The organism is Bradyrhizobium canariense (assembly GCF_900105125.1).
GTDB lineage: Bacteria > Pseudomonadota > Alphaproteobacteria > Rhizobiales > Xanthobacteraceae > Bradyrhizobium > Bradyrhizobium canariense_A.
The window spans coordinates 3,000,491-3,024,326 of record NZ_LT629750.1 but is presented as its reverse complement, the minus strand read 5'-3'; the positions used below and the strand labels follow the sequence as shown (position 1 = coordinate 3,024,326).

The 23,836-nt window shown below is 60.9% G+C and carries 25 protein-coding genes and 1 pseudogene; 16 read left to right on the top strand and 10 right to left on the bottom strand.

Translation table 11 applies throughout. The features are described from left to right. Positions 1 to 345 precede the first annotated feature (345 nt). Genes BLV09_RS14400 through BLV09_RS14390 form a run of 3 tightly spaced genes read left to right on the top strand, consistent with a single transcriptional unit; the run spans position 346 to position 2,517 of the window. A complete protein-coding gene (locus BLV09_RS14400; RefSeq protein WP_146687798.1) occupies positions 346 to 900 on the top strand; it encodes an Mpo1-like protein in 555 nt (184 codons plus the stop codon). Further along, the gene (locus BLV09_RS14395) at positions 897 to 1,901 is read left to right on the top strand and encodes an NAD-dependent epimerase/dehydratase family protein (protein WP_146687797.1); all 1,005 of its coding nucleotides are present in this window, start codon (positions 897 to 899) and stop codon (positions 1,899 to 1,901) included. Before BLV09_RS14400 ends, BLV09_RS14395 begins: the two co-directional genes overlap by 4 nt. Beyond that, positions 1,894 to 2,517: a methyltransferase family protein gene (locus BLV09_RS14390; RefSeq protein ID WP_146687796.1), complete on the top strand. Its 624-nt coding sequence runs from the start codon at positions 1,894 to 1,896 to the stop codon at positions 2,515 to 2,517. Before BLV09_RS14395 ends, BLV09_RS14390 begins: the two co-directional genes overlap by 8 nt. Before the next feature lie 31 nt (positions 2,518 to 2,548). Here BLV09_RS14390 and BLV09_RS14385 read toward each other — a convergent pair whose 3' ends face one another. The 3 genes from BLV09_RS14385 to BLV09_RS14375 form a co-directional block, all read right to left on the bottom strand. Beyond that, positions 2,549 to 3,559 (bottom strand): LysM peptidoglycan-binding domain-containing protein, encoded by a 1,011-nt coding sequence (locus tag BLV09_RS14385; RefSeq protein ID WP_244549084.1) that lies wholly within the window; start codon positions 3,557 to 3,559, stop codon positions 2,549 to 2,551. A gap of 135 nt (positions 3,560 to 3,694) precedes the next feature. Then, positions 3,695 to 4,351, bottom strand: a complete 657-nt coding sequence (locus BLV09_RS14380) for a hypothetical protein (RefSeq protein WP_349536755.1) — start codon at positions 4,349 to 4,351, stop codon at positions 3,695 to 3,697. 526 nt (positions 4,352 to 4,877) lie between these two features. Next, positions 4,878 to 5,327, bottom strand: a complete 450-nt coding sequence (locus BLV09_RS14375) for a CAP domain-containing protein (protein ID WP_433994394.1) — start codon at positions 5,325 to 5,327, stop codon at positions 4,878 to 4,880. Between the two features lie 393 nt (positions 5,328 to 5,720). Between BLV09_RS14375 and BLV09_RS14370 the strand changes: the two genes are divergently transcribed. Next, positions 5,721 to 5,921, top strand: coding sequence for a hypothetical protein (locus tag BLV09_RS14370; protein WP_349537019.1), 201 nt, complete (start codon positions 5,721 to 5,723; stop codon positions 5,919 to 5,921). Positions 5,922 to 5,999: 78 nt separating this feature from the next. On the opposite strand, the gene pncB is transcribed toward BLV09_RS14370, so the two are convergent. The 3 genes from pncB to BLV09_RS14355 form a co-directional block, all read right to left on the bottom strand. Next, the gene (gene pncB, locus BLV09_RS14365) at positions 6,000 to 7,304 is read right to left on the bottom strand and encodes a nicotinate phosphoribosyltransferase (protein WP_100380437.1); all 1,305 of its coding nucleotides are present in this window, start codon (positions 7,302 to 7,304) and stop codon (positions 6,000 to 6,002) included. A 245-nt stretch (positions 7,305 to 7,549) separates the two neighbouring features. Then, positions 7,550 to 8,134: a hypothetical protein gene (locus BLV09_RS14360; RefSeq protein ID WP_433994423.1), complete on the bottom strand. Its 585-nt coding sequence runs from the start codon at positions 8,132 to 8,134 to the stop codon at positions 7,550 to 7,552. 83 nt (positions 8,135 to 8,217) lie between these two features. Continuing rightward, a complete protein-coding gene (locus BLV09_RS14355) occupies positions 8,218 to 9,618 on the bottom strand; it encodes a selenium-binding protein SBP56-related protein (protein WP_146687794.1) in 1,401 nt (466 codons plus the stop codon). A gap of 170 nt (positions 9,619 to 9,788) precedes the next feature. Between BLV09_RS14355 and BLV09_RS38775 the strand changes: the two are divergent. Further along, positions 9,789 to 9,941: pseudogene (locus tag BLV09_RS38775) on the top strand (MarR family transcriptional regulator); the annotation flags it as partial. Positions 9,942 to 9,966: 25 nt separating this feature from the next. On the opposite strand, the gene BLV09_RS14345 reads toward BLV09_RS38775, so the two are convergent. From BLV09_RS14345 to BLV09_RS14335, 3 genes are read right to left on the bottom strand one after another with little or no spacing between them, the layout of a single operon-like run. Next, the gene (locus tag BLV09_RS14345) at positions 9,967 to 10,710 is read right to left on the bottom strand and encodes a hypothetical protein (RefSeq protein ID WP_146687793.1); all 744 of its coding nucleotides are present in this window, start codon (positions 10,708 to 10,710) and stop codon (positions 9,967 to 9,969) included. 26 nt (positions 10,711 to 10,736) lie between these two features. After that, positions 10,737 to 11,510 carry a COG4705 family protein gene (locus BLV09_RS14340; protein ID WP_146687792.1) on the bottom strand — a complete coding sequence of 258 codons (774 nt, stop codon included), beginning with the start codon at positions 11,508 to 11,510 and terminating at the stop codon, positions 10,737 to 10,739. A 31-nt stretch (positions 11,511 to 11,541) separates the two neighbouring features. Further along, complete coding sequence (locus BLV09_RS14335; RefSeq protein WP_167558725.1) at positions 11,542 to 12,429, bottom strand: MurR/RpiR family transcriptional regulator; 888 nt, start codon at positions 12,427 to 12,429, stop codon at positions 11,542 to 11,544. Positions 12,430 to 12,538: 109 nt separating this feature from the next. On the opposite strand from BLV09_RS14335, the gene BLV09_RS14330 reads away from it, so the two are divergent. The 4 genes from BLV09_RS14330 (at position 12,539) to BLV09_RS14315 (ending at position 15,360) form a co-directional block, all read left to right on the top strand. Continuing rightward, complete coding sequence (locus BLV09_RS14330; protein WP_146687790.1) at positions 12,539 to 13,294, top strand: transporter; 756 nt, start codon at positions 12,539 to 12,541, stop codon at positions 13,292 to 13,294. 53 nt (positions 13,295 to 13,347) lie between these two features. Continuing rightward, entirely contained in the window at positions 13,348 to 13,779 is a 432-nt protein-coding gene (locus BLV09_RS14325; RefSeq protein WP_100380442.1) for an EamA family transporter, read from the top strand. Between the two features lie 156 nt (positions 13,780 to 13,935). After that, positions 13,936 to 14,349 carry a DUF3830 family protein gene (locus BLV09_RS14320; RefSeq protein WP_146687789.1) on the top strand — a complete coding sequence of 138 codons (414 nt, stop codon included), beginning with the start codon at positions 13,936 to 13,938 and terminating at the stop codon, positions 14,347 to 14,349. A gap of 183 nt (positions 14,350 to 14,532) precedes the next feature. Next, positions 14,533 to 15,360 (top strand): aspartate dehydrogenase, encoded by an 828-nt coding sequence (locus BLV09_RS14315; RefSeq protein ID WP_146687788.1) that lies wholly within the window; start codon positions 14,533 to 14,535, stop codon positions 15,358 to 15,360. A 34-nt stretch (positions 15,361 to 15,394) separates the two neighbouring features. Here the strand turns inward: BLV09_RS14315 and BLV09_RS14310 are convergent, their stop codons facing one another. Further along, entirely contained in the window at positions 15,395 to 16,297 is a 903-nt protein-coding gene (locus tag BLV09_RS14310) for a LysR family transcriptional regulator (RefSeq protein ID WP_100386693.1), read from the bottom strand. 155 nt (positions 16,298 to 16,452) lie between these two features. Between BLV09_RS14310 and BLV09_RS14305 the strand changes: the two genes are divergently transcribed. The 7 genes from BLV09_RS14305 (at position 16,453) to BLV09_RS14270 (ending at position 23,836) form a co-directional block, all read left to right on the top strand. Continuing rightward, positions 16,453 to 17,673, top strand: a complete 1,221-nt coding sequence (locus BLV09_RS14305) for an amino acid ABC transporter substrate-binding protein (protein ID WP_146691116.1) — start codon at positions 16,453 to 16,455, stop codon at positions 17,671 to 17,673. 30 nt (positions 17,674 to 17,703) lie between these two features. Then, positions 17,704 to 18,570 carry a branched-chain amino acid ABC transporter permease gene (locus tag BLV09_RS14300; RefSeq protein ID WP_100380445.1) on the top strand — a complete coding sequence of 289 codons (867 nt, stop codon included), beginning with the start codon at positions 17,704 to 17,706 and terminating at the stop codon, positions 18,568 to 18,570. After that, a complete protein-coding gene (locus BLV09_RS14295; protein WP_146687787.1) occupies positions 18,567 to 19,502 on the top strand; it encodes a branched-chain amino acid ABC transporter permease in 936 nt (311 codons plus the stop codon). The genes BLV09_RS14300 and BLV09_RS14295 overlap by 4 nt, the downstream gene beginning before the upstream one ends. Next, positions 19,495 to 20,256 carry an ABC transporter ATP-binding protein gene (locus tag BLV09_RS14290; protein ID WP_146687786.1) on the top strand — a complete coding sequence of 254 codons (762 nt, stop codon included), beginning with the start codon at positions 19,495 to 19,497 and terminating at the stop codon, positions 20,254 to 20,256. The genes BLV09_RS14295 and BLV09_RS14290 overlap by 8 nt, the downstream gene beginning before the upstream one ends. Beyond that, the gene (locus BLV09_RS14285) at positions 20,249 to 20,980 is read left to right on the top strand and encodes an ABC transporter ATP-binding protein (RefSeq protein WP_174556541.1); all 732 of its coding nucleotides are present in this window, start codon (positions 20,249 to 20,251) and stop codon (positions 20,978 to 20,980) included. Before BLV09_RS14290 ends, BLV09_RS14285 begins: the two co-directional genes overlap by 8 nt. A gap of 46 nt (positions 20,981 to 21,026) precedes the next feature. Then, positions 21,027 to 21,782 carry a 2-amino-5-chloromuconate deaminase CnbZ gene (gene cnbZ, locus BLV09_RS14280; protein WP_146687784.1) on the top strand — a complete coding sequence of 252 codons (756 nt, stop codon included), beginning with the start codon at positions 21,027 to 21,029 and terminating at the stop codon, positions 21,780 to 21,782. Positions 21,783 to 22,141: 359 nt separating this feature from the next. Then, positions 22,142 to 23,836 (top strand): thiamine pyrophosphate-dependent enzyme, encoded by a 1,695-nt coding sequence (locus tag BLV09_RS14270; protein ID WP_146687783.1) that lies wholly within the window; start codon positions 22,142 to 22,144, stop codon positions 23,834 to 23,836.

Below are 23,836 nucleotides of genomic sequence, written 5' to 3'. Positions count from 1 at the left end.
CAACGGTCGGCGCTTCGAACTGATTGTTGTGGGTTTCATCGCATTCGAGATAGTGATGACCTTCTATCGGATATTCGTGGCTCATGAACCATCGCGTGAGGCTCAAATCGCGAATGGGCGCTACTGCCGAAACCTCGTTCAGATGCCTGCCGCAAAGTCCCCGAACGCTGATGCCTTGCAGCGGTGGTATCCCGATTCCGAAACCGCGTTTTGACTTCGGACAGAGCTGCAGTTTAAGTAGCGCCGCGTCCGTGCCGGAGGCGGGGGGATGACGCAGAAGTTCCATATTGTCGTGACCAATTGCTTTGGAACGTTCCAGTGCCCCAAAGCGGGAAAGGACCCTGTATGACCGCCTATTTCCAGCGCCAGCTGGCGGATTACGTGGAATACCACCGTGATCCGTGGAACTGCGCAATGCATGTGCTTGGGATCATTTTGCTGTTCCTGGGGGCCATTTTGCCGCTCTCGATGTGGCCGATTTCACTATTCGGCGCCCAAATCACCGTGGCGACCCTTATGGCTCTCCCCGTCCTGATCTACTGGCTCGTCCTCGACACGGCACTGGGACTGGCGATTGTCGGCGTCGCCGTTCTGCTGCTGGCGGCCGCGGCGATGATCGCGGATCACGCAAGCGTCACCGGCGTATGGATCACGACCGCGATTCTGATCGTCACCGGCGTGGCGTCGCAAATCGTCGGGCACCAGGTATTCGAACGCCGGCAGCCGGCACTGGTGGACAATCCGTCGCACCTGCTGCTCGGGCCGATATTCGTGATGGCGAAGCTGTTCATCGCGCTCGGATTGCGGCACGATCTTGCCGCAATCATCGGACCGGCGGCGCCGCTCAGCGCGTCGCTCCACCCAGGCGACCGCCGAAGCGAGCCGCACGCGCATTCATGACATTCGCACTCGTTACCGGTGGCAGCGGCTTCATCGGGCAGCATCTGGTATCGGAGCTTGTCGCTCGGGGTCGACAGGTGCGCGTTATCGATGTCCTTTTGCCCACCCGTGTGTTGCCGGCGGTGGACTATGTCGAAGGCTCTGTGCTCGACAAGGGGCGGGTGCATGCCGCGATGGCCGGCGTCGAAGAGGTGTATCACCTGGCCGGCCTGCCAGGCATGTGGAAGCGGGACAGAGCGGATTTTCACGCGGTCAATTTCATTGGCACCGAGAACGTCCTGGCTGCGGCGCGCCAGCATGGCGTCGCCCGATTTATGCACTGCTCGACCGAGTCGATCCTTTTTGGCGCGTCTCAACCGGCCGATAGCGCCGCGGAAGATGCCTCGTTGACGGTCGATGGAATGCCGGGGCCGTACACGCGTTCGAAAATGCTTGCCGACAAATTGGCGTTGCAGGCTGCCGCATCCGGTTTTCCGGTGGTCGTTGGCTGCCCGACGATGCCGATCGGCCCGCACGATCACAATTTGACGCCGCCGACCGCCATGCTTCAACATTTTCTCGGCGATGGGCGTTTTCAGCTGTATCTTGATTTCATCGTGAACCTTGTCGACGTGCGCGACGTTGCGCTCGGCCTTATCCTTGCCATGGAAAAGGGGCGGGTCGGGCATCGCTACCTTCTCGGCGGCGACTGTGTTCGGCTCGGCCAAATCCTGGCGCTGATGGCGGCGACCAGTGGCCGCCGCAAGCTGTTCGTTCCGGTTCCCGGCCGGCTCGCGGAACTGGCGGCCTGGGTGCTAGAGTTCAAGGCTGATTATGTGACCGGCCGCGTCCCTTCGGCGACGGTCGAAGGCGTCCGGATCGCCCGGCGGGCGACGGCGCTTCCAATTGACAAGGCCAGGCGCGAGCTCGGCTATACTCCGCGTCCCGTCGAGCCCGTCTTGCGCGAGACCATCGCGCATATGATGGGCGTACCCGTTGGTAGGATTTTGAAGCATGCCTAGTCGTCCCGGCGAAATCTATGACGCGGTCTTGAGCGGCTGGATCGTCACCTGGCCCACAAAATTGCTGGCGTTGATCTGGCTGGCATGGGTTGTCAGCTGGATCGTCGCGTCAGTCTGGTCCGGGCGAACCAAGACGTACGTGCCAACCCTGGATTCGTGGGTCTATCGCCTGCCCATTCTGCTGGGTGCGATTCTGTTGTCGCCGTGGACGGCGGGAGCGCTCGGGGAGAAGGCACTCTACGATCTCGGCAACGCCGGCACTTATGTGCTGGCCGTCGTGGTGTTGATCGGCATCTCATTTACCTGGTGGGCACGCATCCATCTCGGACGCTACTGGTCCAACGCCATCACGCACAAGGAAGATCATCGCATTATCGATACCGGGCCTTATGGGATGGTGCGTCACCCGATCTACACCGGTCTGATCCTCGCGATCCTGGCGACGGGCGTTGCCGTCGGGACGTGGACATCGCTGATTGGCGCGCTCCTGATCTCGTTCGGCGAATGGCAGAAGGCGCGCATGGAGGAGGGTTTCCTCACCGCTGAGCTCGGTGCGGAGATCTACGGCCCCTATTGCCGCCGCGTGCCGATGATCGTGCCGTTTCTTCGCTTCTAGCCGACCGGTTTAAAACCGGCGCCGAACCGCCTCAGCGTCTTGAAGAAATCGGTTCGGAAACGGCGCTCAGCGGCGGCACCAGATGGCGGGGTATGATCACGCGCTGGCCGGCCGCCAGCGGCGCAGTGTCCGGCATCTGATTGATCTGGGTCAGCGACCACAGCGGCAGACCGTACTGTGACGCCAGCGTTTGCAACGTATCGCCGGCGCGGGCGGCTATCGCCGTGCCGCTGTCCCACAGTTCAATCTGCTCCTTCGGCGGGACGACATAGCGAAGGGGGAGTGTCTCGCCTTCCACTTTGGCAGGCGTCGCGGCGAGCTGTACGATCTTGGCAACCAGCTGCTGATGGACCGCATCCATCTTGTCGATGGTGATGTGCGAGACCTCGTCATGCTCTGCCAGGTCATAGCTGGCGTAATGGCCGGGAAAGCCCGGCGCCGGCTTGATGTCGCCGCCACCCAGAACGTCTTTCGACAGAAAGATATTGATGAACCGCTCGACATTGAGCGGGACGCTGGGACTCATATGAGCCGGGTCGATCGTGACGACGAGGCTGACCGGAATGCCCTCGGCCTGAAGCGTTTCCGAGAACAGCAGCGCGCAACGGCCGCCCATCGAGTGGCCGATGAGAATGATCGGAGCGGGGTCTCGCCGGTAGTCGTCGATCGCAGTTGAGGCGATCAGGCTGCAGATGGTGAATTCGTAGACGTCAGCCGTGATACCGGCCTGCTGGATCTTCTCCGTCAACCTGTCCATGCCGCGCGAAAAAATAGGTCCGAGTGCACCCCGGAATAGATAAGCGCGCCCGCGGGGCACGACCGGCGGTGGTGGTTCGGCCGCTCGCGGCGTCGCGGCAGGGCGCATGCCAGGCGCGCTGCCTTTCGCCTGCACGGCCGCCCGATTGTCGGAGGCTTGTGCCGTGATTTGCTTCGTCGCGACAATCGCGCCGGCGACCGCGAGGTGCGTCGTGCCGCCTAGGGCAAGCATCGCCGTGGTCAGGAAGGCGGCAAGTCGCCAGGAACAAATCTGTCTGGTCTTCACTATCCGCACATTCGTTGCTGCTGGGTCGACAACGCAGAGGCGCGCTATCTGTCGCGTGTCAGCGTGGCATCGCTGACGAATGGGCGGAATTTGAGGCGTTGCCAGGCGCCGGGCCCGGCATTTTCGGTAACGCGATCAGTTGGCTGCGGCGGTTGCGCGCTTCGTGGGCGAGCCTTGCGGGGCCGTGCCGGCTACCGGCTGCTGCGGCTTCTTCTCTGTGGGCAACCGGCTCGGGCCGCTGCGTACTGCAGCGTCGATCTCGGCGATCACCTTTTGCTGCATGAGCTCGTTTTTGTCGATCGTCAGGTGGGAGATGCCAGGCACCCTCTCGACGTCAACATTTTCAAGCGTCCCGCGGAAGTCCTTGGTCCTTTGGACGGGGGTGCCGGCGCCATTGGCCACGTAGAAATTGATGTAACGTCCGACACGGCCGGTGAGACTGGTATGGAAAACCGAGTCGAGGCCGATCGCCAGTTTGACCGGAACGCCCTGCCGATCCAGCCGTGCCACAATATCAGGCAGCACTGTTGCTCCGGAGGAGTGTCCGACCAGAATGATGGTGTTCACGCGCCCGCTTTTATATTCAGCGGCGGCCTCGTCCGCGATCGAGGCCCATAGCATGTGATTGTGAACGGTAGCGGTGATGCCCTGCTGCTGCAGCCGGTTCGCGATCTGGTCCATGCCAAGCGAGAAAATATTGAGGACGCCGCGGACTAGAAAAACATGGGCGCTGGGCGCAGCGGGCGCTGCATGGGCCGCGCCTGGATTGATCGGCAGGCCGAACAGCAGCATCGCGATCGCTGCGGCTCTCAGCGAGCCCAACCGAAGGCCGGAGGGGAAGGAAAGCCTGCCGAAAAACACCATGCTACCGCTATGTGACTTCATCAGGTTCCTCGCCAAGGCGTGCCGACCGCAATGCTGGCCGAGGTATAATCTCCGCATTCGCATCCGCAACAGAAGACGTTGTTAGCAGGTCTCTTTTCCCGCGGTGCGCGGCTCTATTGCAACACGGCCGACACGTTCTTGAAGCGCCTTTGCCTGCGGTGCAGGCAGTGTCGAGTTCCGGGAGAACGGTTGAGACACCGCGCGACGATGATCGTCGCGGCAGATGTCTCGCCGAGCCCATCGATCCCGCTGGAAGAAAAAAGCCGCCCGGGCGCGACGCCGAGCGGCTTTCTCATACGGCTGCCGGTCCCGTTCCGGTTCCGCCGCATCTGGCACAAGGCTCGCTCACCATGGTTAACGAATGGTTAATAGCGCGCTGGAGTGGCGTCCGTGCCCACAGTTTTTGATCGAGTTTTCTCGGGTTCCGGCGAATTCAAAAACAGATGCCGAGGATTCTGGCGCGGCAGGATTGAGCAGGGGTTTTTCTTTTGGCCACTGACGGCGTTCTCTTGCCCGCAGCTACTCGCCGAGGCTCATATTCGCCCGCGATTTCCATCGCCCAATACGTGCGACGAGAGGTCGTGCTCGTTGCGCTGGCGACGCCGACGCGAGAGGCGTTGTGAAGCAAGAGATTCTTGCGATGTTCCGCTGAGTCAATCCACTGACCGAGCGTTTTTTCGAAACTGTCATAGCCATACGCAATGTTTTCCGCCGCGCGACCTGCGCCCGCCGGCGAGATCCGCGAACTGAACGATCCGAGCACGCCGTGATCGAGTGCGTCTCTCGCAGCCATCGCCTTGGCCTGTTCGAGCGCAATCCGGTTGAGCGTCGCATCGATGGCGACACGTCCTTCGCCGTGCTTCAGGCGAAAGTCCGAAATCATCTCGGCGGGGGACGATTGAGCGGCACTCAGGCTCCCAAAAAGTAGAACCAACGAGAGTAAAATGACTGCAGGTGGTTTCATTTACTGTCTGTCTTCGCGATCCCTGGGCTCGGTTCCATGTGTAACTCTTTCTCTCATTACGGCATCGATCGCAAGGCGCGTGTCTGCTGCGGCGATGGTCCTCGCAATCATCGATGCAAAATTTTCGGTGCAGTGCTGGTTGAGAACCTTGAAGGATAGGGATTCGCGGCAATACCATCGTGAGTGAGTCCAAGACGGCTAACCGTCTGGCTGACGACCGCAACGTCGGTCAACATGGGGACGACGATGCCGATTGATCGGTTCACGGTTCGTAATTTCAGGATGATGTCCGGCCTGGTTTTCTGTTTCGCCATGGTGCCGGCGACAAGCCACGCGTTCACCCAGGACGACCAGCGCCGGCTTTGCACCGGCGATGTCTTCCGGCTCTGTGCATCGGAAATTCCGAATGTCGAGCGAATTACAGCCTGCATGCGCAGACAACGGGCCAGCCTGAGTGACGGCTGCCGCAGCGTTTTCGGCAAGCCAGTCGAGCAATCGGCCTCGGCGAAGTAAGCCTGTCGGCGCTGCTGCGCAGATAACGATGAGCATCAAGCAGAAAAGATTATCTCAAGCAGGTGTCGTAGTTAGCACCTAGACATGAACCGCGGTGCGAACCCGGCCTGCGTTTCCGAACACCCGCAGGTAACGTTCGACTTCAGAGGATATGCCGGTCGCTTTTTCCGGATTGTCCGAGAGTTTCACCGCCGGCCGGCCGTCAACCGACGTCACCTTGCAGACGATCGAGATTGGATCGAGATTGGTGGAATTGTCCGGCGCACACCCGACGAAATCGTTGGTCAGGTTGGTGCCCCAGCCGAAGCTGATCCGGACGCGGCCTGCGAAATGATGGTAGGTCTCTTCGATCGATCCGACATCCATGCCGTCAGAGAAAACCAGAAGCTTCTCCTTGGGATCGCGGCCCTTTTGCTTCCACCACTTGATGATTTCCTCGCCGGCCGTAATCGGCGGCGCGCTGTCCGGTCGAAAGCCGGTCCAGTCCGCCACCCAGTCCGGCGCATCTCTCAGGAAGGGTGTGGTGCCGAAAGCGTCAGGCAGCGCAATGAGCAGATTGCCGGCATAGGTATGGCGCCATTGATCGAGGACACGATAGGGCGCCCAGCGAAGCTCGGTATCGTCGTTCGCCAGGGCAGCCGCGACCATCGGCAATTCATGCGCATTGGTGCCGATCGCTTCCAGATCATTATCCATTGCTAACAAGACATTGGAGGTGCCTGTGAAGGAAGATCCGAGGCCTTCCTTGACGGCCTCGACACACCAACGCTGCCACAGGAAACCATGACGGCGCCGCGTCCCGAAATCGGAAAGGCGCAAACCTTCCAGCTTGCGTAGACGCTCGACCTTGGCCCAGAGCTTGGCCTTGGCGCGGGCGTAGAGGACGTCGAGGACGAACCGTCCCTGTCCTTTGGTCACCTGGCGCGAACGCAACTCATTGAGAATGGCGAGCGCCGGTATTTCCCACATGGTGGTATGCGTCCACGGCCCGTGGAAATGCAATTCGTACTGGCCATCGACCTTGCGCAGCTCGTATTCGGGAAGGCGGAAGTTGGCGAGCCAGTTGATGAAATCCGGCGAGAACATCTGGGTCTTGCCGTAGAATGTGTTGCCGGCGAGCCAGATCAATTCTTTCTTGCTGAAGCGGATGCTCCGGGCATGATCGAGCTGGGCGCGAAGCTCGCCTTCATCGATCACTTCGGCGAGGCGGACATGCCGGCTGCGATTGATGACCGAAAAGGTCGTGTGCGTGTCCGGATAGAATTCCCGGATCATCTGGAGCATCAACAGTTTGTAGAAATCGGTATCGAGCAGGCTGCGCACGATCGGATCGAGCCGCCAGCCGTGATTATAGGTCCGGGTCGCAATATCTGTAACTGTCATGTCCGAACTCTACCCTGCCGAAAACCCTGCAACCAGAGGGTTTCGATCGATCCAGCCAGCCCGTCAGTGCAATGCACCCCCGTCTGACCCGGCCGACGGCCGCAGCCACATCGGCCCAGGCAGCTTGTCCGGGGGCAAATTGCTGCCGGAGGTAGGACCGGGTGGCGCTGCTCAGCAAGCTGCGGTGATAAGGCCGCGTACTTTGTTCAGTTTGAAGAGCAGTCAAGCAGCTGCGATGTCCTGGACTAGTCCGCAAGGCCGAACACCAGCGCGATAGTCCCCACCAGAATGAGACTGACAGCCCAGGTCACATCCAGATTGAACCAGCTCCGCGATACGAATTTGAGACCGAGATAGCGGTAGACCAGCCACGCCGAACATCCGCCGGCAGCGATCATCGCCAAGGTGTGGGCGACGGAGACTAACACTGCCATACCAAGATTGGCGTGGATGAGTGCCCCTGCCACCTGGTGGCTTTTGTCGAGGTCGGGCCGGCAAAGCCCGAGATAGATCGGCACCAGCATCAATCCGGCACCATGAGCGATCGCCACGGCAAAGGACCAAAGCCCCAATTGCGTTGGTCGTATTCGCGCCAGTGCCCGTGGATGCCGCTGGTTGACAAGGCGGAAGATACCGAACCCGATGACAAGGAAGCTCGCGCCGATCTGTATCTGACGCTGCCATTCGACGAAGGCGACCAGCAGCGCGAAGGGAAGAATGACCAAAAGAACGGCCAGTAAATGACCGACCGATAGCGGCCAGAGGGCCGCGAAGAGGGCGCGCGAATTCCTCTCCATCAATCCAGCCGAGACGGCGAGCGGCCAGCCCATCCCCGGATTTAACCCGTGATAGAGGCCACTCGCGATGACAGCCAGCCACAGCCCGGCAGGTGTCCAATCTACCGCGTTCAAATTCAAGCCGATGGATAACAGAATGAATCCGTCGAGCAATCGCCGCCCTCCAGCCGGATCTGGTGTGCGCGGTATCCGTCGGGGAAGTTTACGCAATAATCTTTTGACAGTTCTAGACCGCCGTTCGGACCCGCATTGGCCATGACCTCGGCAGCCGGTATTCCCTTGGGATAGAATTGGTCGTCCCAAGTCGAGTAGAGCGAGTTGGTCCAGTACACTCGTTTGCCGTCGCGGCTGATCTCTACCATCTGCGGACCGCCTGCATACGTCTTGCCACTCGGGTGAGGCGTGCGTCGTGCAATGCCGCCGATGTGCACCGAACCCGCAAGCTTCGGCTTTCTCGGATCGGAGACGTCGTATTGACGCATCTCGCCGGTACCCCAGCAGGAGACGTAGAGGAATTTGTCATCCATCGACAAGTCAATGTCAGTGACCAGCGGAGGCACCGCCCCAAACCCCTGCAGGAGCGGCGGTAACTGTTCCTTGGGTGCCGGCTCGGCTGGGATCGTCGCCGTCTTTTCGATGTGGAACTTGCCGCCCTCGCGCCACCAGGTCCAGATCGAGCCTTCGAGGTTCGTGGTATCGACCACAACACCCACGAAGCCGAACTCGCGGACGGGATCGTGAGCGGGCCGCACTTCCAGTGCCATTTGGTGGTTGGCACCGAGATCGATCGTCTGAACGTTACGCCGGGCCCGCAGATCCCAGAAGTGGATCCGATGGCCATATTTGTTCGAGAGAAGATCCTCCGGTACGACCCCGTTCTCGAATTGCGGCGGCAACCCCCACTCGCTCGTCACCATGTAGTCGCGTGGCAGATTCCACCAGAAGTCATAGTGCAGGTTCTGCGGACCGCGATCGATCTCCCAGCGTCCGAGGACGTCGAATGTCTCGCAGTCCATGATGAAGACGCCGGGCGGCCCATCGGTACCATCCTTGCCGCCGCCCCCGAGGGTGCTGACGTAAATGCCGTCCGGGCCGCAGTGAACTGTATGGGGCCGCGAGTAACCGGTCTTTTTGAAGATTTCCTCAGGCTCGACAATTTTGTGAATCTTTGCCTGGGTGGGATCAGGTTTTGTATCCACGATATAAATTCGAGAAGACCGTATGCCCGGGATGATGAGGTAGCGTCGATCGACGAACGCGTGCCCAGCGAGCGGCGACAATGCTGACGAACAGGCATTCCAACCGAAATGGTGAAACTCGTCTCCCTTGTTAGGCATCGTCACCGTGTGGACGACCTGACTGTAGGTTGGCGATCCCGGCTTTACGTCAATCACCGCCAGCGCGTCAGGCTTTGAGAAATCTGGGCTGAGCAGCAAGGTATAGGCGAAGCTCTCTCGCGGAGCTTCCATGGCCAGCTTCGGCGATGCGTGAAACGTGGGGTCGGGCCTCATCGACATCGTACTGCCTCCCTGTTTGTGTGGACGTGCACCAACTGGTCTAGCGGCATGCAGCAGAGCTAACCCGGCTCGTTGAGTTCTCTTGCGAGCGCCGCCGGCTAGGTTCGACTGTCGTCACAATATACACCAATGCTGCGCGGTGAAAGGAACGATGCAGGATCCAATCCCCGAACGGCTGGCGCCTTCTCGTGAGCCTGGCGCGGGCAGGTCGGCAAGCGGCCGAGAAGGCCGCGCTCAATGCGCCGCCGATAACCAGGGAAACGCTCGCGCCACTCGACGCCAGGGAACGCGAGACGCTGCTGGCATGGCACAGCAAGCTGCGGTGGCGTATTCCTGTAACAAGCGCCGTCAGGGAGCTACAACGACGGCTCGTTCTGTTTTCGCCGACTCTTTCCAGATGACGAGCAGCGCAACGAACAGGATTCCCGTGACAGCGGTGCTAAGCGACAGTCCGAGCAAGTTTCGACCGGAGAGCAGATCGCCGACCGCGGTTCCTGCCGCTCGGATCGCCACCACCGTCAGCCAATAAAACGGCAGCAGCAGCAGCGGTCCGCGTCGTCCGATCAGGAACAACACGGCCACGATCGGCGAGAGCAGCATCGCTGCTCCGGCGTCATCGAGCCGCATGTTGTGGGAGCAGAAGTCTCCGATCACGGTTCCCAATGTACCGGCGATGAACATGCAGACCCAGTAGCCCAAGTCGGCGCGAAGCACGTCATCGGTCTTGTTCGCAAGCCAACGCCATGCGAATTGCCAGCTTAGCCATAGCGCGGCAACGAGGAGTATGGTCAGCGCCGCCATCACCCAGATTCTGGGCAGTTTCAAATCGCCGGCGGCGAAATCCGCAAAGTTCGTCGCGGCCGTTCTCACGATGATGATGGCGAGCCAATAATAGCTTTGGTGCCGCATCCGGTCGAAGCGCTCGGCTGTTATCACGATGGCCAGTGCAGCCGCGAGAAACGGCAGGCCCGCGACATGGCCGAGGCCCAGGTTGCGCGCAAACAGGTCGCCCATATTGGCGCCGAAGATGCTCGCAACGCACAGCGCGCTCCAGTATCGCGCGCCCAGCGCCGGCAGATGGTTCGGCTGCATCAGGATATCCTCTGCTATCGGCTTGATTAAACGGGAGTCGCGTGCGGCTTGCCCGGGTGCGCTCCGGCGCGTTGCGGAAGCAACGCCACGCACGCGATGATGACGGCGGCGAGGATGGCCGACGCATAGAACCTGCTGAATGCGAGACCGCCGTCGTTCAGCGGTTTGTCGAGCAGGTCCCCGAGCGTGGCGCCCAACGGCCGGGTCAGGATGAAGGCGGCCCAGAACAGCAGCGTTCGCGAGATGCCGGTAAAGAAATAGGCCGCCGCGATCAGCGCGAGCCCGGTGGCGAACACCAGCGCGCCGCCGTCGTAGCCGAGCCCATTGCTGTCGGCCATCCAGTCGCCGAGCGCGGTGCCGAGCGTCTGTGAGAACAGGATCGCAACCCAGTAGAACATCTCGATGCCAGGCGTCGAAACCGTGTTGACCGAGATCGATCCTGCCGACCAATACCAGATGGCCAGCGACAGCATCAGCAGGACGAACAGCAACGAAGCGCCGCCGGGATAACCGATGCCGAGCGAGCGGTCGGCGAAGTCGGCCATGGTGGTGCCCGCCGTCGTGGTGGCGACCACGACGAGCCAGTACAGAAACGGATGAAATTTCTTCGCGGAGATCTGTGCTGTGACCGCAACCACGAAGATGCCGATGAAGATGAAACTGCTGACGGCATAGCCGAGATTCATGGACATCGAGACGGCGTCTCCACCGGTTTCGCCAAGCGTCGTTGCAAGTATCTTGATGATCCAGAAGATCAGCGTGACTTCCGGAACCTTGCTTCGCTCGATATTCTGATCCATGCGTTTTCCTTCGAACGTTTGTTCGTGCGCGCTACTTCGCGCTTTTGCCTTGAGCTTCGGTGGCCCGCCGGAGTCGATTGAGATTGTCGAGAGAGGACAACGCGGCTTGCGGCTTGGCGGCCGCGAGCGAAAGCACCAGCGCTTCCAGGCCGACCAGCGTCGCACCGTGCAGCGCCACCTGGCCGGGACGCCCGCGCGGAATCGCCACGCAGACATCGGCCAGTTTCGCCAGCGGCGTATCGTCGGCTTCGGTGACCAGAACGGTCGGCAGACCCAGCGCCTTGGCCTCCGCGAACACCGCTTTCACTTCGCGGTAGAGACGGCCATAGGCGAGGATAAGCAACGCGTCTCCTTTGCCCAGGTCGAGCAGTTGATCGGCCAGCATCGAGCCGGTCGCATTTATCGTCCGGCTGCGGCGGCCGTTTCGCGCCAGCAAAATGGAAACATATGTCGCGAGAGCAGAGGAGGGACCAATTCCGAACACGGCGATCCGGTTGGCGGCATCAAGCACGCGAACACTCGCAGCAATCTGGGCGCGGCATTTTTCCGAACGCAGGATGTCCAGGCCGTCGGCATGGGCCTGCAATATGCCGTCCAGCGCTTGTCCCGTCGCCTTCTCCAGATCAACCAACGTACGCCGCATGTCGTCGGCCGGCGTCGAGACTGGTCCTGCATTCAGAATGGCGCCCTTGAGGTCCGCCAGGCTGGCGAAGCCAAGGGTCTGAATGGTGCGCAGTACGGTCGCGTCTGACGTGCCGATGCGGGCGCCGAGCGCGGCCGCGGAACTGGCCAAAACGATCTGCCGGTTTTCATCGATGAATTTCGCAACGCGGAGGCCGGTGGCGCCAAGCTGCTGGTTGGTTCGCCGCAGCCTATGATCAAGCTCATTTTGAAAATCGATGGCGGCTTCGACAGTCAAGGGTGGCTCCGGCGCTCGAACGACACCCGTGAAGTAGCAAAAGCTGCTCGACAGGAGGAGATGTAGCATATACTACATGATGGCTGTTTCAAGTGGGTTTGTGTAGTCGATGGCCACGGGCTGCATACGTCTGGTGCGTTTGGGGATGTGCGCCGGTTTTGTGCTGGCGTTGCTGACGCGAGCGGCTGTCGCCGGACCGCCTTATGTTTCCGACGACCCCGAACCGACCGATTACAAGCACTTCGAGATCTACACGTTCAACAACGGGACTACGACGCGCGACGGCACGACAGGCGAGAGCGGAATCGACTTCAACTACGGCGCGGCGCCGGACCTGCAACTGACAGCAACGTTGCCCGCCGGCTTTGACCTGCCGGCCGGCGGCGGCACGAATGTCGGCTTGAGCAATATCGAGCTCGCCGCCAAGTACCGCTTTCTGCATCAGGATGGGTTCGGGCTCGACGTCAGCGTGTTCCCGCGCATCTTCCTCCCGAGCGGCTCGAATAGCGTTGGTGACAACCGCGCGTCATTGCTTCTGCCAATTTGGGTTCAGAAGGACTGGAGCGGCGGATGGTCGGCGTTCGGCGGCGGCGGATGCACGGTCAGCGAGTTTCGCGCGGTGGATTTTTGCCAGGCGGGCGCGGTTCTCACTTATCAAATTCTGCCCAAGCTTCAGATTGGTGCCGAACTCTTTCACCAGACCGCGGATTCGAACGGTACGCCCGCGACGACGAGCGTCGGCATCGGATGGCGCTATGATCTGAACGACAATTATCACTTGCTTGGTTATGTCAGGCGCGGAATCGAGAATACCAACGAGACCGATCAATATTCCTGGTACGCCTCCGTGCTGTTCACATTTTGAGTTGACGAAGTCGTGCGTACGCTTGCGTGCGACAGGATCAGAAGGGACGTTGAATGAGTTTCGAATCCTGGCAAGTATGGGCAGTCCTGTCTGCGGTGTTCGCGGCACTCACGGCCATCTTCGCGAAAATCGGCGTGGAAAACATCAACTCCGATCTCGCGACATTCATTCGCACGGTCGTGGTGCTTTTCAGTTTCCTGGTGTTGCTGCTTGCCACTGGCCAGTTCGCGCAGTCGGGGCCGATCTCAGGCCGGACGTGGACATTCCTGATCCTTTCAGGTCTCGGAACGGGAGCATCCTGGCTGTGCTATTTCCGCGCCCTGAAGCTGGGCCCGGCATCGCTGGTCGCACCGGTCGACAAGCTCAGCGTGGTGCTGGTCGCGATTTTTGGCGTACTGGTTTTAGGTGAACGGCCTTCGCCCGCCGGATGGCTCGGGATCGCCATGATCGGCGCCGGCGCCGCGCTCATCGCGTCCGGCACCTAGCAAAACGCGCTGGTCGCGTTGCAGTTTCTTCGCATCGCGATTTCGGCAGCGTCACCCGCCCCGAAAAGTCGGCCAATTGGCTGGAATGGTCCTTGCTTGAGCTATCTTCGGCTGCAATTGATAGGGTCTCGTCCATTTCGATCATGAGAAAGATGAATGAGCCAACTCATTGTCCACGCCGGCGACTTCACGTTTCAGGCGCGCTTTGAAGAGCAGCTGGCGCCCAAAACCTGCGCCGCGTTCCGCAAGGCGATGCCGTTCGAAAGCCAGGCGATTCACGTGCGCTGGAGCGGCGAGGCGGTCTGGATGCCGCTTGGCGATCTGGACTTCGGCGTCTCCTACGAGAACCACACCAGCTATCCCGCGCCCGGCCAGATCATTCTTTATCCCGGCGGGATCAGCGAGACCGAAATTCTTCTGGCCTATGGCGGCGTGCACTTCGCCAGCAAGATGGGCCAGCTCGCCGGCAACCATTTCATTACGCTGACTTCGGATCTCGAGAACCTGGCTACATTCGGCAAGACCGTGCTGTGGACGGGCGCGCAGAAGATCCGTTTCGAGGAAGTCTAGGTGGCCGGCTGATCGAGAATTTCCGCCCGCGCGATTCCGCGAAAATTGAAAATACGCGGGATTGCGACCACTTGGTGATCCCGAAAGCTTTTGCTACAGGCTGATCCAGCTAATATGGGTTTCGCGAAGTTGCTTGAGCTGCTTCGCGGCGCTGTTTTCTTCCGTGAGCAGAGAAGCGAGTTAATGGCGGATTTATCGAAGCGTTCTCCCGCCCTGCGGGTTGCGATTGTTGGGCTTGGACCGATCGGGATCAAGGTCGCCGAGGCGTTGGACCGTGGTATCGACGGCTTGGTGCTTTCAGCGGTGTCGGTGCAACATCCGGACAAGCACCGCGACTGGCTCGCCAAGCTCTCACGGCCGCCCGCTATCCTGCCGATCGATGGGCTTGCTGAAGTCGCCGATATCGTCATCGAATGTGCGCCCAGCAAGCTCGTCCGCTCGATCGTCGCGCCGTTCGTGAAAAGCGGCAAGACAGCCGTCGTGCTCAGCGCGGGCGCGCTGCTCGAAAACGATGACCTCATCGACCTCGCCAGGCAAAACGGCGGTCAGATCGTGGTGCCGACGGGTGCGTTGATCGGCCTCGATGCCGTCACCGCCGCGGCGGTCGGCGAGATAACGTCCGTGCGGATGGTGACGCGAAAGCCGGTCCGCGGCCTTGCCGGTGCTCCCTATATCGTCGAGAACAATATCGATATCGAGAAAATCACGGAACCGCTCCGGATATTCGAAGGAACGGCGCGAGAAGCCGCCAAGGGATTTCCAGCCAACCTGAATGTCGCGGTGGCGCTGTCGCTGGCCGGAATTGGCCCAGACCGGACCCGGCTGGAAATCTGGGCCGATCCTGCCCTGACGCGCAATATGCATCGGGTTGAGGTGGAGTCGGATTCCGCGCGGTTCTCGATGTCGATCGAGAACATCCCTTCCGAAAATCCCAAGACCGGTCGTATCACCGCGCTCTCGGTGATTGCGTGGCTGCGCAAGCAGCGCGCCGCGCTTCGCGTCGGGACTTGAGCGTCGGCGCTGCAGCGTTTTCGAGCTTACCCCGTCATTCTTTTACGGCCTTCATTCTGCCGACGAGGAGATCTGCCACCAGGCGGCAGGATGGTGACATGTTACGGGTCGCCAATTGAACGAGGGTGACCTGCGTTGCTTCCAGGCGCGTGTCCCGCAGCGGAACGGCTACCAGCAATCCCGCTTCCAGCGACGGCATGGCGGTATCGCGGGGAAGAAAGGTGGCGAGATCGGTACGCGCGGCAAGCGTTTGCGCGAAGGTGAGTGAGTTCGTTTCGTTGCAGATTTCGAGCCGTATCTTGTTGTTGGCGCAGGCCCGGTCGATTTCCTGCCGGATGCCAAAGGACGGATCCGGCACCACCACGCGCAGACCCGCGAGATCCTTCACTGAGCAATGGTTTCTGCCCGCCAGCGGATGACGGGGCGAAACGATCAGGCACAGTGATTGCTGCATGCGCGCCAGCTCGATCAGGTCGCGCCGCGGCGAACGGCCGAACACCAGACCGAGATCGACGTCGTTGTGACCCACCATCTCGGCGACGGCGCGCGAGCCCAGGACCGTGATGGACACCGAAATGCCGGGATAATCGCCGGCCAGATCGACGACAAAATTCGACAGGAAATTTGCCAGCATGCCCTCGACGGTTGCGATTTTGACCTGACCGCGGCGCAAGGTGTCGAATTCCTGCACCCTGACCCGGATGCCGTCGAGCTGATTGCGGTTCTCGACGGCATAGCGATAGAGCAGGTGGCCTGCGTCAGTCAGGACCATGCCGCGGGCGCCCCGATCGAAAAGCTTGACCGACAATTCCTCTTCGATCGCCTGCACCTGCCGGCTGATGGCGCTGGGTGCGATCCGCAGTGAGGCTGCGGCCTGCTTGATCGAGCCGCTCTCGGTCACGGATCGAAAGTATCTGATGGCGGTCGATTCAATCATTTGGCCCCCGGGGTTCGGTCCTTGCCCAAGATCGCAGCAGGCATTGGCTAGCGTTCGAATTATTCGACCTGAAATCTCTAATTTCAATGCTTTTATTCGAATGTTCTATTTGCCATGCTTTACGGTGGTCGCACTGACGATTCAGAGGGATGCAGATGTTTGGTTCGATATTGGTCCGTTGCTCGGTGGTCCTGAGCACCGTCGTCATGGCGGTCGCGTCCTTGAGCGCCGCGACGTCTCAGGCCAGGGCGGAAGACGTCATTCGCTTCGGCGCCCCGCTGCCGTTGACGGGTCCCTTGGCGCCTGAAGGCATCAAGCAGCAGCAGGGATACGATCTCTGGGCGGAACAGGCCAACAAGGCCGGCGGCATTTCGGTGGGCGGCAAGAAATACAAGGTCGAGATCGTCTACGCCGACTATCAATCCAACACGCCGCGGGCGGTTCAGACCACCGAGCAGATGATCACGCAGGACAACGTCAACTTCCTGTTCGGCGCGTTCGGCTCCGGCGCCGCCAAGGCGGCGAGCACGGTATCGGAAAAATACAAGGTGCCGACGATCGCCGCGGCCGCCTCGTCATCCCAGGTCTACGATCAGGGATACAAATATCTCTTCGGCACGTTCACGCCGAACGATACACTCACCACGCCGTTGACGCAGATCATCAAGGCGAAGGCGCCCGACGTGAAGAAAGTCGCCATTCTGGCGCGCAACGATCTGTTTCCGCTGGCGATCGCGCAGGAAATGGAGAAATCAGCCAAGGCGAACGGGCTCGATGTCGTCTATTTCGAGAAATACGCGATCGGCACGCTCGACCACTCGGCGTCTCTGTCGCAGATCAAATCGCTGTCGCCGCAATGGATCTTCGTCACCGGCTACATCAACGATCTCTTGCTGGTCCGCAAGCAGATGGTCGATCAGCAGATGAAAGCGCCCGTGGTGACGATGATCGCGGGTCCCGCCTACCAGGATTTCATTGAATCCGCGGGCCAGACCGCCGAAAACATTACCAGCGCCTCATGGTGGCATCCCGCCGAGCAATACAACGGCAAGGATATCTTCGGCACCACCAGCAATTTCGTGAAGCTGTTCCGCGACAAATACAAGAGCGAGCCGGATTACGGCCAGGCATCGGCCGCGGTTTGCGGCGCGTTGTTTCAGTTGGCGATCGAGAAGGCCGGTTCACTCGATCGCGACAAGGTTCGCGACGCGCTTGCCAGCCTCGACGTCGTGACGTTCTGGGGCCCGGTCAAGTTCGGACCCAACGGCCAGATCAATTCGCTCGAGCCGCCGGTGTTCCAGATTCAGGGCGCCAAGCCCGTGGTGCTGTTCCCGGAAGCAATCAAGCAGGGCGACCTCAAGCTCGGCGTCAACTGACGCGATTGTTGCGGCCGGCGAGGATCTGACATGTGGGTAGCCCAGGTGCTCATCAACGCCCTGGTGCTGGGCTGCCTCTATGCCTGCATTGCGATCGGATTCTCGCTGGTATGGGGCGTCCTCAACGTCATCAACCTGATCCATGGGTCGTTCATCGTTCTTGGATCCTATCTCGCCTTGGCTCTTTATCAGTCGCTGTCGATCTCGCCATGGTATGCGCTGATCGTCGCCGCACCGCTGTTTTTCGTTTTCGGCTACCTGCTGCAGCGGCTGTTGCTCAACCGCGTCATCAACGCGCCGGTGCTGGTGACGCTGACGCTGACATTCGGGCTCGACCTGATCCTGAACAATGCGATGATCTATTTCTTCAAGGCGGATTACCGCAAGCTGACCCTGAATCCTCCGATGGGCTCGGTCTCGCTGTTTGACGTGGTGGTGCCGGTTGACCGCTTGATCGCCACTGCCGCCGCGTTGGCGCTGACGGGATTGCTTTATCTTGTATTGCGGCGCTCGCGGGTCGGGCGCGCCATCGTTGCGGTCAGGCTGGATCGCGATGCGGCCGTGCTGATGGGCGTCGATGTCAAATCGATCTACGCCATAGCGTTCGGTCTTGGTGCGGCGCTGGCGGGATGCGCAGGCGTGCTGATGGCGTTGATCTATCCGATTTCGCCGCTGACTTCCTCGACCTTTCTCGGCAAGGCCTTCGTCGTTTGTGTGCTCGGCGGTCTCGGCAGCGTATCGGGTGCGCTCGCCGGCGGCCTGTTGCTGGCGCTGGTCGAAGGCGTGGGAACGACGTTCCTCGGACCGGAGCATGCGACCACGCTTTCCTTTGTGCTGCTGATCATATTCCTGATTGTCAGGCCACAGGGGCTGCTCGGCCGAAAGGGTTTCGAATGAGCAGGGCCAATCTGGCGCTTCTGGTGTTGCTCTTCTGTCTGGCGTCATTGCCGCTGTTCGGCGGGGCCTATGCGCTGCGGCTCGGCACCATGGCCTGCATGTATTCCATCCTCGCTCTGTCGTGGAATGTCGTCGGTGGATTTGCCGGATATCCGTCGTTCGCAACGGCGGCGTTTTTCGGCTTCGGCGCCTACGCGACCGGCGTGCTGCTCAACATGGGCCTGCCATTGCTCCCGTCCATTTTGCTGACGTTCGTGGCTTCGTTCCTGCTGGCGGCCGTGCTTGGCGCCGTGCTGCTGCGCTTGCGCGGCCATTACTTCGCAATCGCGAGCCTGTCGCTGGTCGAGGTGTTGCGCGAACTCGTCAACAACGCCACCGATCTGACCGGCGGCGGCATGGGTTTGAACATCCCGCTGGCGTCCGGCTCCGGCATTCTGGCGGACGCCATGTTCTTCTTCTACGCGATGTGGGGATTATTGCTGGCAACCGCGCTGATGGTGATTGCGGTTTCGATGTCGAAGCTTGGCTTCGGGCTTTCCTGTATCCGGCAGAACGAGACCGCTTCCGGCATGGTCGGCCTCAATGCTACGCTCTACAAAAGCATCGCATTCGGATTGTCGGCCTGCTTCGTCGGCGCCGCCGGCGGCATCTATGCGGCGTGGGTGCACTACATCGATCCGTCCGACGTGTTCGACGTGCTCTATTCCGTCCAACCCATTGTGATGGCGTTGATGGGGGGGCTCGGCTCGCCGCTTGGCGTGGTCGGGGGCGCGTTCCTTTATCTTGGGTTGGAAGAGGTGGTCTGGCGCAATTACATCCAGATCCACAGCGGCGTGCTCGGCGTTCTCATCGTCCTGCTCCTGCTGTTCCTGCCGCACGGCCTGATCTCGTTGCGTCCGGGCATGTTCACGCGAAAGGCGAAGCATGTCTGAGGGCTCATCTGAGATTTTGCGCCTTGATGCCGTGTCCCGGCGCTTCAGCGGACTTCAGGCGCTGCGCGGCGTCACGCTTGGCATCAAGCAGGGTGAAGTGCTGGGATTGATCGGCCCGAATGGCGCCGGCAAGACCACGCTCGTCAACACGATTTGCGGCGTGACGCCGGCAAGCGGCGGCACCATTAGCTTTCTTGGAAAAGACATCACGCGTATCAGGACCTATCAGGCCGCGCGGCTCGGGCTGTCACGCACCTTCCAGATCGTGCAGCCGTTCGCCGAATTCTCCGCGCTCGACAATGTCGCCGCGGCGGCACTGTTCTCCCAGCCGGGCGAAAGCCTGAAGTCCGCGCGCGAGGAAGCCCGTGCCCATCTCGCGTTCGTTGGATTGGAGACGCAGGCGACCCAGCCTGCGGCAACGCTGACGCTGGCAATGCGCAAGCGGCTTGAATTGGCCAAAGCGCTGGCCATGAAACCGAAGCTGTTATTCCTCGACGAAGTCAACGCCGGCCTGAACAGCGCCGAGGTGGCGCGGGCGACCAGGCTCATTCATGAACTCGCCGCAGGCGGCATCACCATCGTCATGATCGAACATTTGATGAAGGTCGTGCTCAATGTTTGCACCCGCATTGCGGTGCTTCACAACGGACAATTGATCGCCGACGGGCTGCCGCGCGACGTCATCAAGAATCCGGCCGTGGTCGACGCCTATCTCGGGCAGCAATACGCGCAACGGAATGCGACCGGTGGCTGATTCCGCGATCATCGAACTACAGGGGCTATGCGCCGGCTACGGCGAGGTGCAGGTGCTGTGGGGCGTCGACATGAACGTGCGGCGCGGCGAGATCACCGCCCTGATAGGCTCGAACGGTGCGGGCAAGACCACGTTGATGCGCGTGCTATCCGGATTGATCCCGATGCAGGGCGGCACCTATTTTGCCGATGGCAGGGATGTTGCCGGAGACACGGCCGCCCAGCTTCTCGCGCACGGCATTGTCCATGTCCCGGAAGGCCGGCGGCTGTTCGGCGCCATGAGCATCGAAGACAATCTCTTGATGGGCGCCTATTCACGGAAGGTGAGCCGCGCCGAACTCGGCCGTAATCTCGATGCCGTCTATGGCACTTTCCCGAAATTGCGCGAGCGCCGCAACCAGGCGGCGGCGACACTCTCTGGCGGAGAACAGCAGATGTGCGCGATCGGCCGCGGCCTGATGAGCGCGCCGCGGCTCTTGATGATCGACGAGTTGTCACTCGGTCTTTCGCCGTTGCTGGTCGAGCAGTTGGTCGCGGCGCTGCGATCGCTGAATGCCGAGGGCATGTCGATCCTTCTGGTTGAACAGGATGTCACGACCGCGCTCGATATTTGTCATTCCGCCTACGTCATGGACATGGGCCGCATCGTGCGGACGGGCCAGGGTGCAGAATTGCTGGCCGATCCGATTATTCGCGATGCCTATCTTGGCGTGCTCGAGGATTGACCTCGGCAAATCCTACCCGCGCTTTCACACCATCAAGGAGATATTCATGATCGAGACCATCGAGGCGGCGAACGGCGGCTACCGGTTCATGCCAGGCGTAAGCCAGTATTCATGCGGCATCGGTGCGCTCCCGGGCTTCGCCATCGAGCGCGTGCGTTTTTCCAGGGTGGTTCCCTTGAAACAGGGCTTTGAGAGGATCGCAGAGATCATCAAGGCGGCCGGCCGGCCGCTGACGGCGTTCGGCGCCTGCGAATTGCGTTCGCCCGCGCCCTTCACCGAGGAAGGTTTTAAGGCCTTCAACCAAGTCTACATCAAGACGTTGATCGAATGGGGCCTGATGAAGGATGGCGTCAATCCGGTCGCGCGTAGCAATGTCTGTCCGAAGATCGATCCGCCTGCCGAGCCGGGCTTCCATGCCTTCTCGTTCACAACTGTTGCCCCCAATGCGCCGGCGTCGTTTGTCATCGCCGGCAGCGGTGAATCGGTCGAGGGTAAAGCCAATTATCGCGACCATACGGTTCGGCTTGGCGACACCAGCCCAGCAGGAATGCTGGAGAAGGCAAAATGGGTGCTGGACGAAATGGAGCGGCGCATGAGTGCGTTCTCCGGTGGCTGGGGCCAGACCACGGCGGCGCAGCTCTATACTGTCCGCGATGTCTTCCCGTTTCTGGAGAGTGAACTTGGCCGTCGCGGTGTGCTGCGCTCCGGTCTGACCTGGCACTTCAACCGGCCACCCGTGGTCGATCTGGAATACGAGATGGATTGCCGCAGGGTTCACATCGAACGCGTGGTCGAGGTTTGACGCAGCGTCTCTCTTGAAAAACGGGGCGCTCGGCGTCGGCACTGCCGCTGTCCGGCGGTTCGGCCGAACCGATGCTAGTCTCTGCATCGGGCGGAGACGGCAACGGCGCGCCGGGCCGGCGCCCGGATTGCGGCTCCGATTATGATTATTATGCCGCTTTCCTCGGTGATCCCGACGGTTACCGCCTGGAAGCCCATTTTCGCGTCGTTCCGAGAGAACGCGGCCACGCCAGTAATCGCGTAGTCGCCACAATCACGTAGTCGTAATTTGCTGGAGCCGCGCGCCGGCTGAAAATGCCACGCGCCTCGTTCGGCTATCCCAGGGGACAGCCGAATGGTGGAAACCCCAGGGGGTATCAAATGTCGCAAACGGTAGCGGAAGTCCTCGTCGATGTGCTCGAGCGGATCGGCGTCAAGCAGGTCTTTGGCCTGATCGGCGACTCGCTCAACCCGCTTGGGGACGCCGTCCGCAAAAGCAACATCGAATGGATAGGCGTGCGGCACGAGGAAGGCGCTGCTCTGGCGGCGTCGGGCCAGGCGAAGCTCACAGGCAGACTGGCTGTCTGCGCCGGCACGACCGGCCCAGGCAGCAATCATTTGGTGGCGGGGCTGTACGAGGCAAGCCGTGACCACGCGCCGGTACTGGCGCTTTCGGGCGAGATGCCACGGAAGATGAAGGGGATGGATTTCTTTCAGTCGACCGAGCCTGATCTGCTGTTTCGCGACCTGTCGCTCTACACACAGACCATTATTTCCGCCGCACAGGCGCCGGGCGTGATCCATCAGGCGATCGCCGCGGCCTACGCCGGACCGGGCGTTGCCCACCTGACCCTGCCGCAGGACGTATTGTCGGCAAAGGCGGAAGGCGCGATGTCCAGCGTCGCGACGCTTCGGCCGCGTGCTGAAGTCATTCCGAACGATGTTGATATCGACGACGCAGCCAAGCGCATCGACGCCGCATCCAGCGTCGTCATCATGTGTGGTGCGGGCTGCCGTGGCGTTGCAGATTTATTGCGTGCGCTATCGGACAGGTTGAAGGCCCCGCTCGTTCACACGGTGCGAGGCAAGGAGATCATGAACTACGAAGACCCGCGCTGGATGGGCGGGCTCGGCATGATCGGCACCAAGCCGGTGTATCATGCTGTGCAGCGCTGCGAACTGCTGGTGATGATCGGGACGGACTACCCGTACTCGAACTTTCTGCCGGCGCACGGCACGGTGATCCAGATCGACGAACGGCCGCTTGCGCTCGGCCGCCGCACGCCGACGGTTCTCGGTATCACGGGATCGGCGCGTCCAGCGATCGAAAGGCTTCTCGAAAAGACCAAAGCCAAGGCCGACACGAGATTCTTTAACAACGTAACCCACGAGCGCCATCAATGGGACGAGATGCTCGACAAGCAGGCTGATTTGACCCGCAGCCGCGACAAGCTTCACCCGCAGGCGGTGGCTCGGGCGGTCAGCGACCTCGCTGCGCCAGACGCGACCTTCGTATTCGATACCGGCCTTAATACACTGTGGTCGGGAAACTGGATTCGCCAGAACGGGACGCAGCGGATCATCGGCTCCTTCAACAACGCCGCTGTCGGCACCTCGCTTGGCCAGGCCAATGGCGTCCAGGCGCTCGATCGGACCAGGCAGGTGATTGCGCTGACCGGTGACGGTGGTTTCAACATGCTGATGGGCGAGTTCATGACAGCGGTGCATCACAAGCTGCCGATCAAGGTCGTGATCTTCAACAACTCGGCGCTCGGGCTGATTACGCTGGAAGCAGAGAGCGTCGGCATCCTGCCGTTCCGCAGCGCCATCGAGTTTCCCAATCCGGACTTCGCGGCGCTTGCCCGTGCCTGTGGTGCCCATGGCTTCACCGTCAAGCAGCCGGGCGTGCTGACCGCTGCATTGCGTGAAGCGTTCGCGTGCGACGGACCTGCGATCGTGGATTGCGTGGTCGCTCCGGACGAGATGCCGAACATGCCTCATATCGAGCTTGAACAGGTAGGCAACTATGCCTTGGCCAAGATCAAGGAAGCGGTTCACGCGGTAACAGGCGGGTAA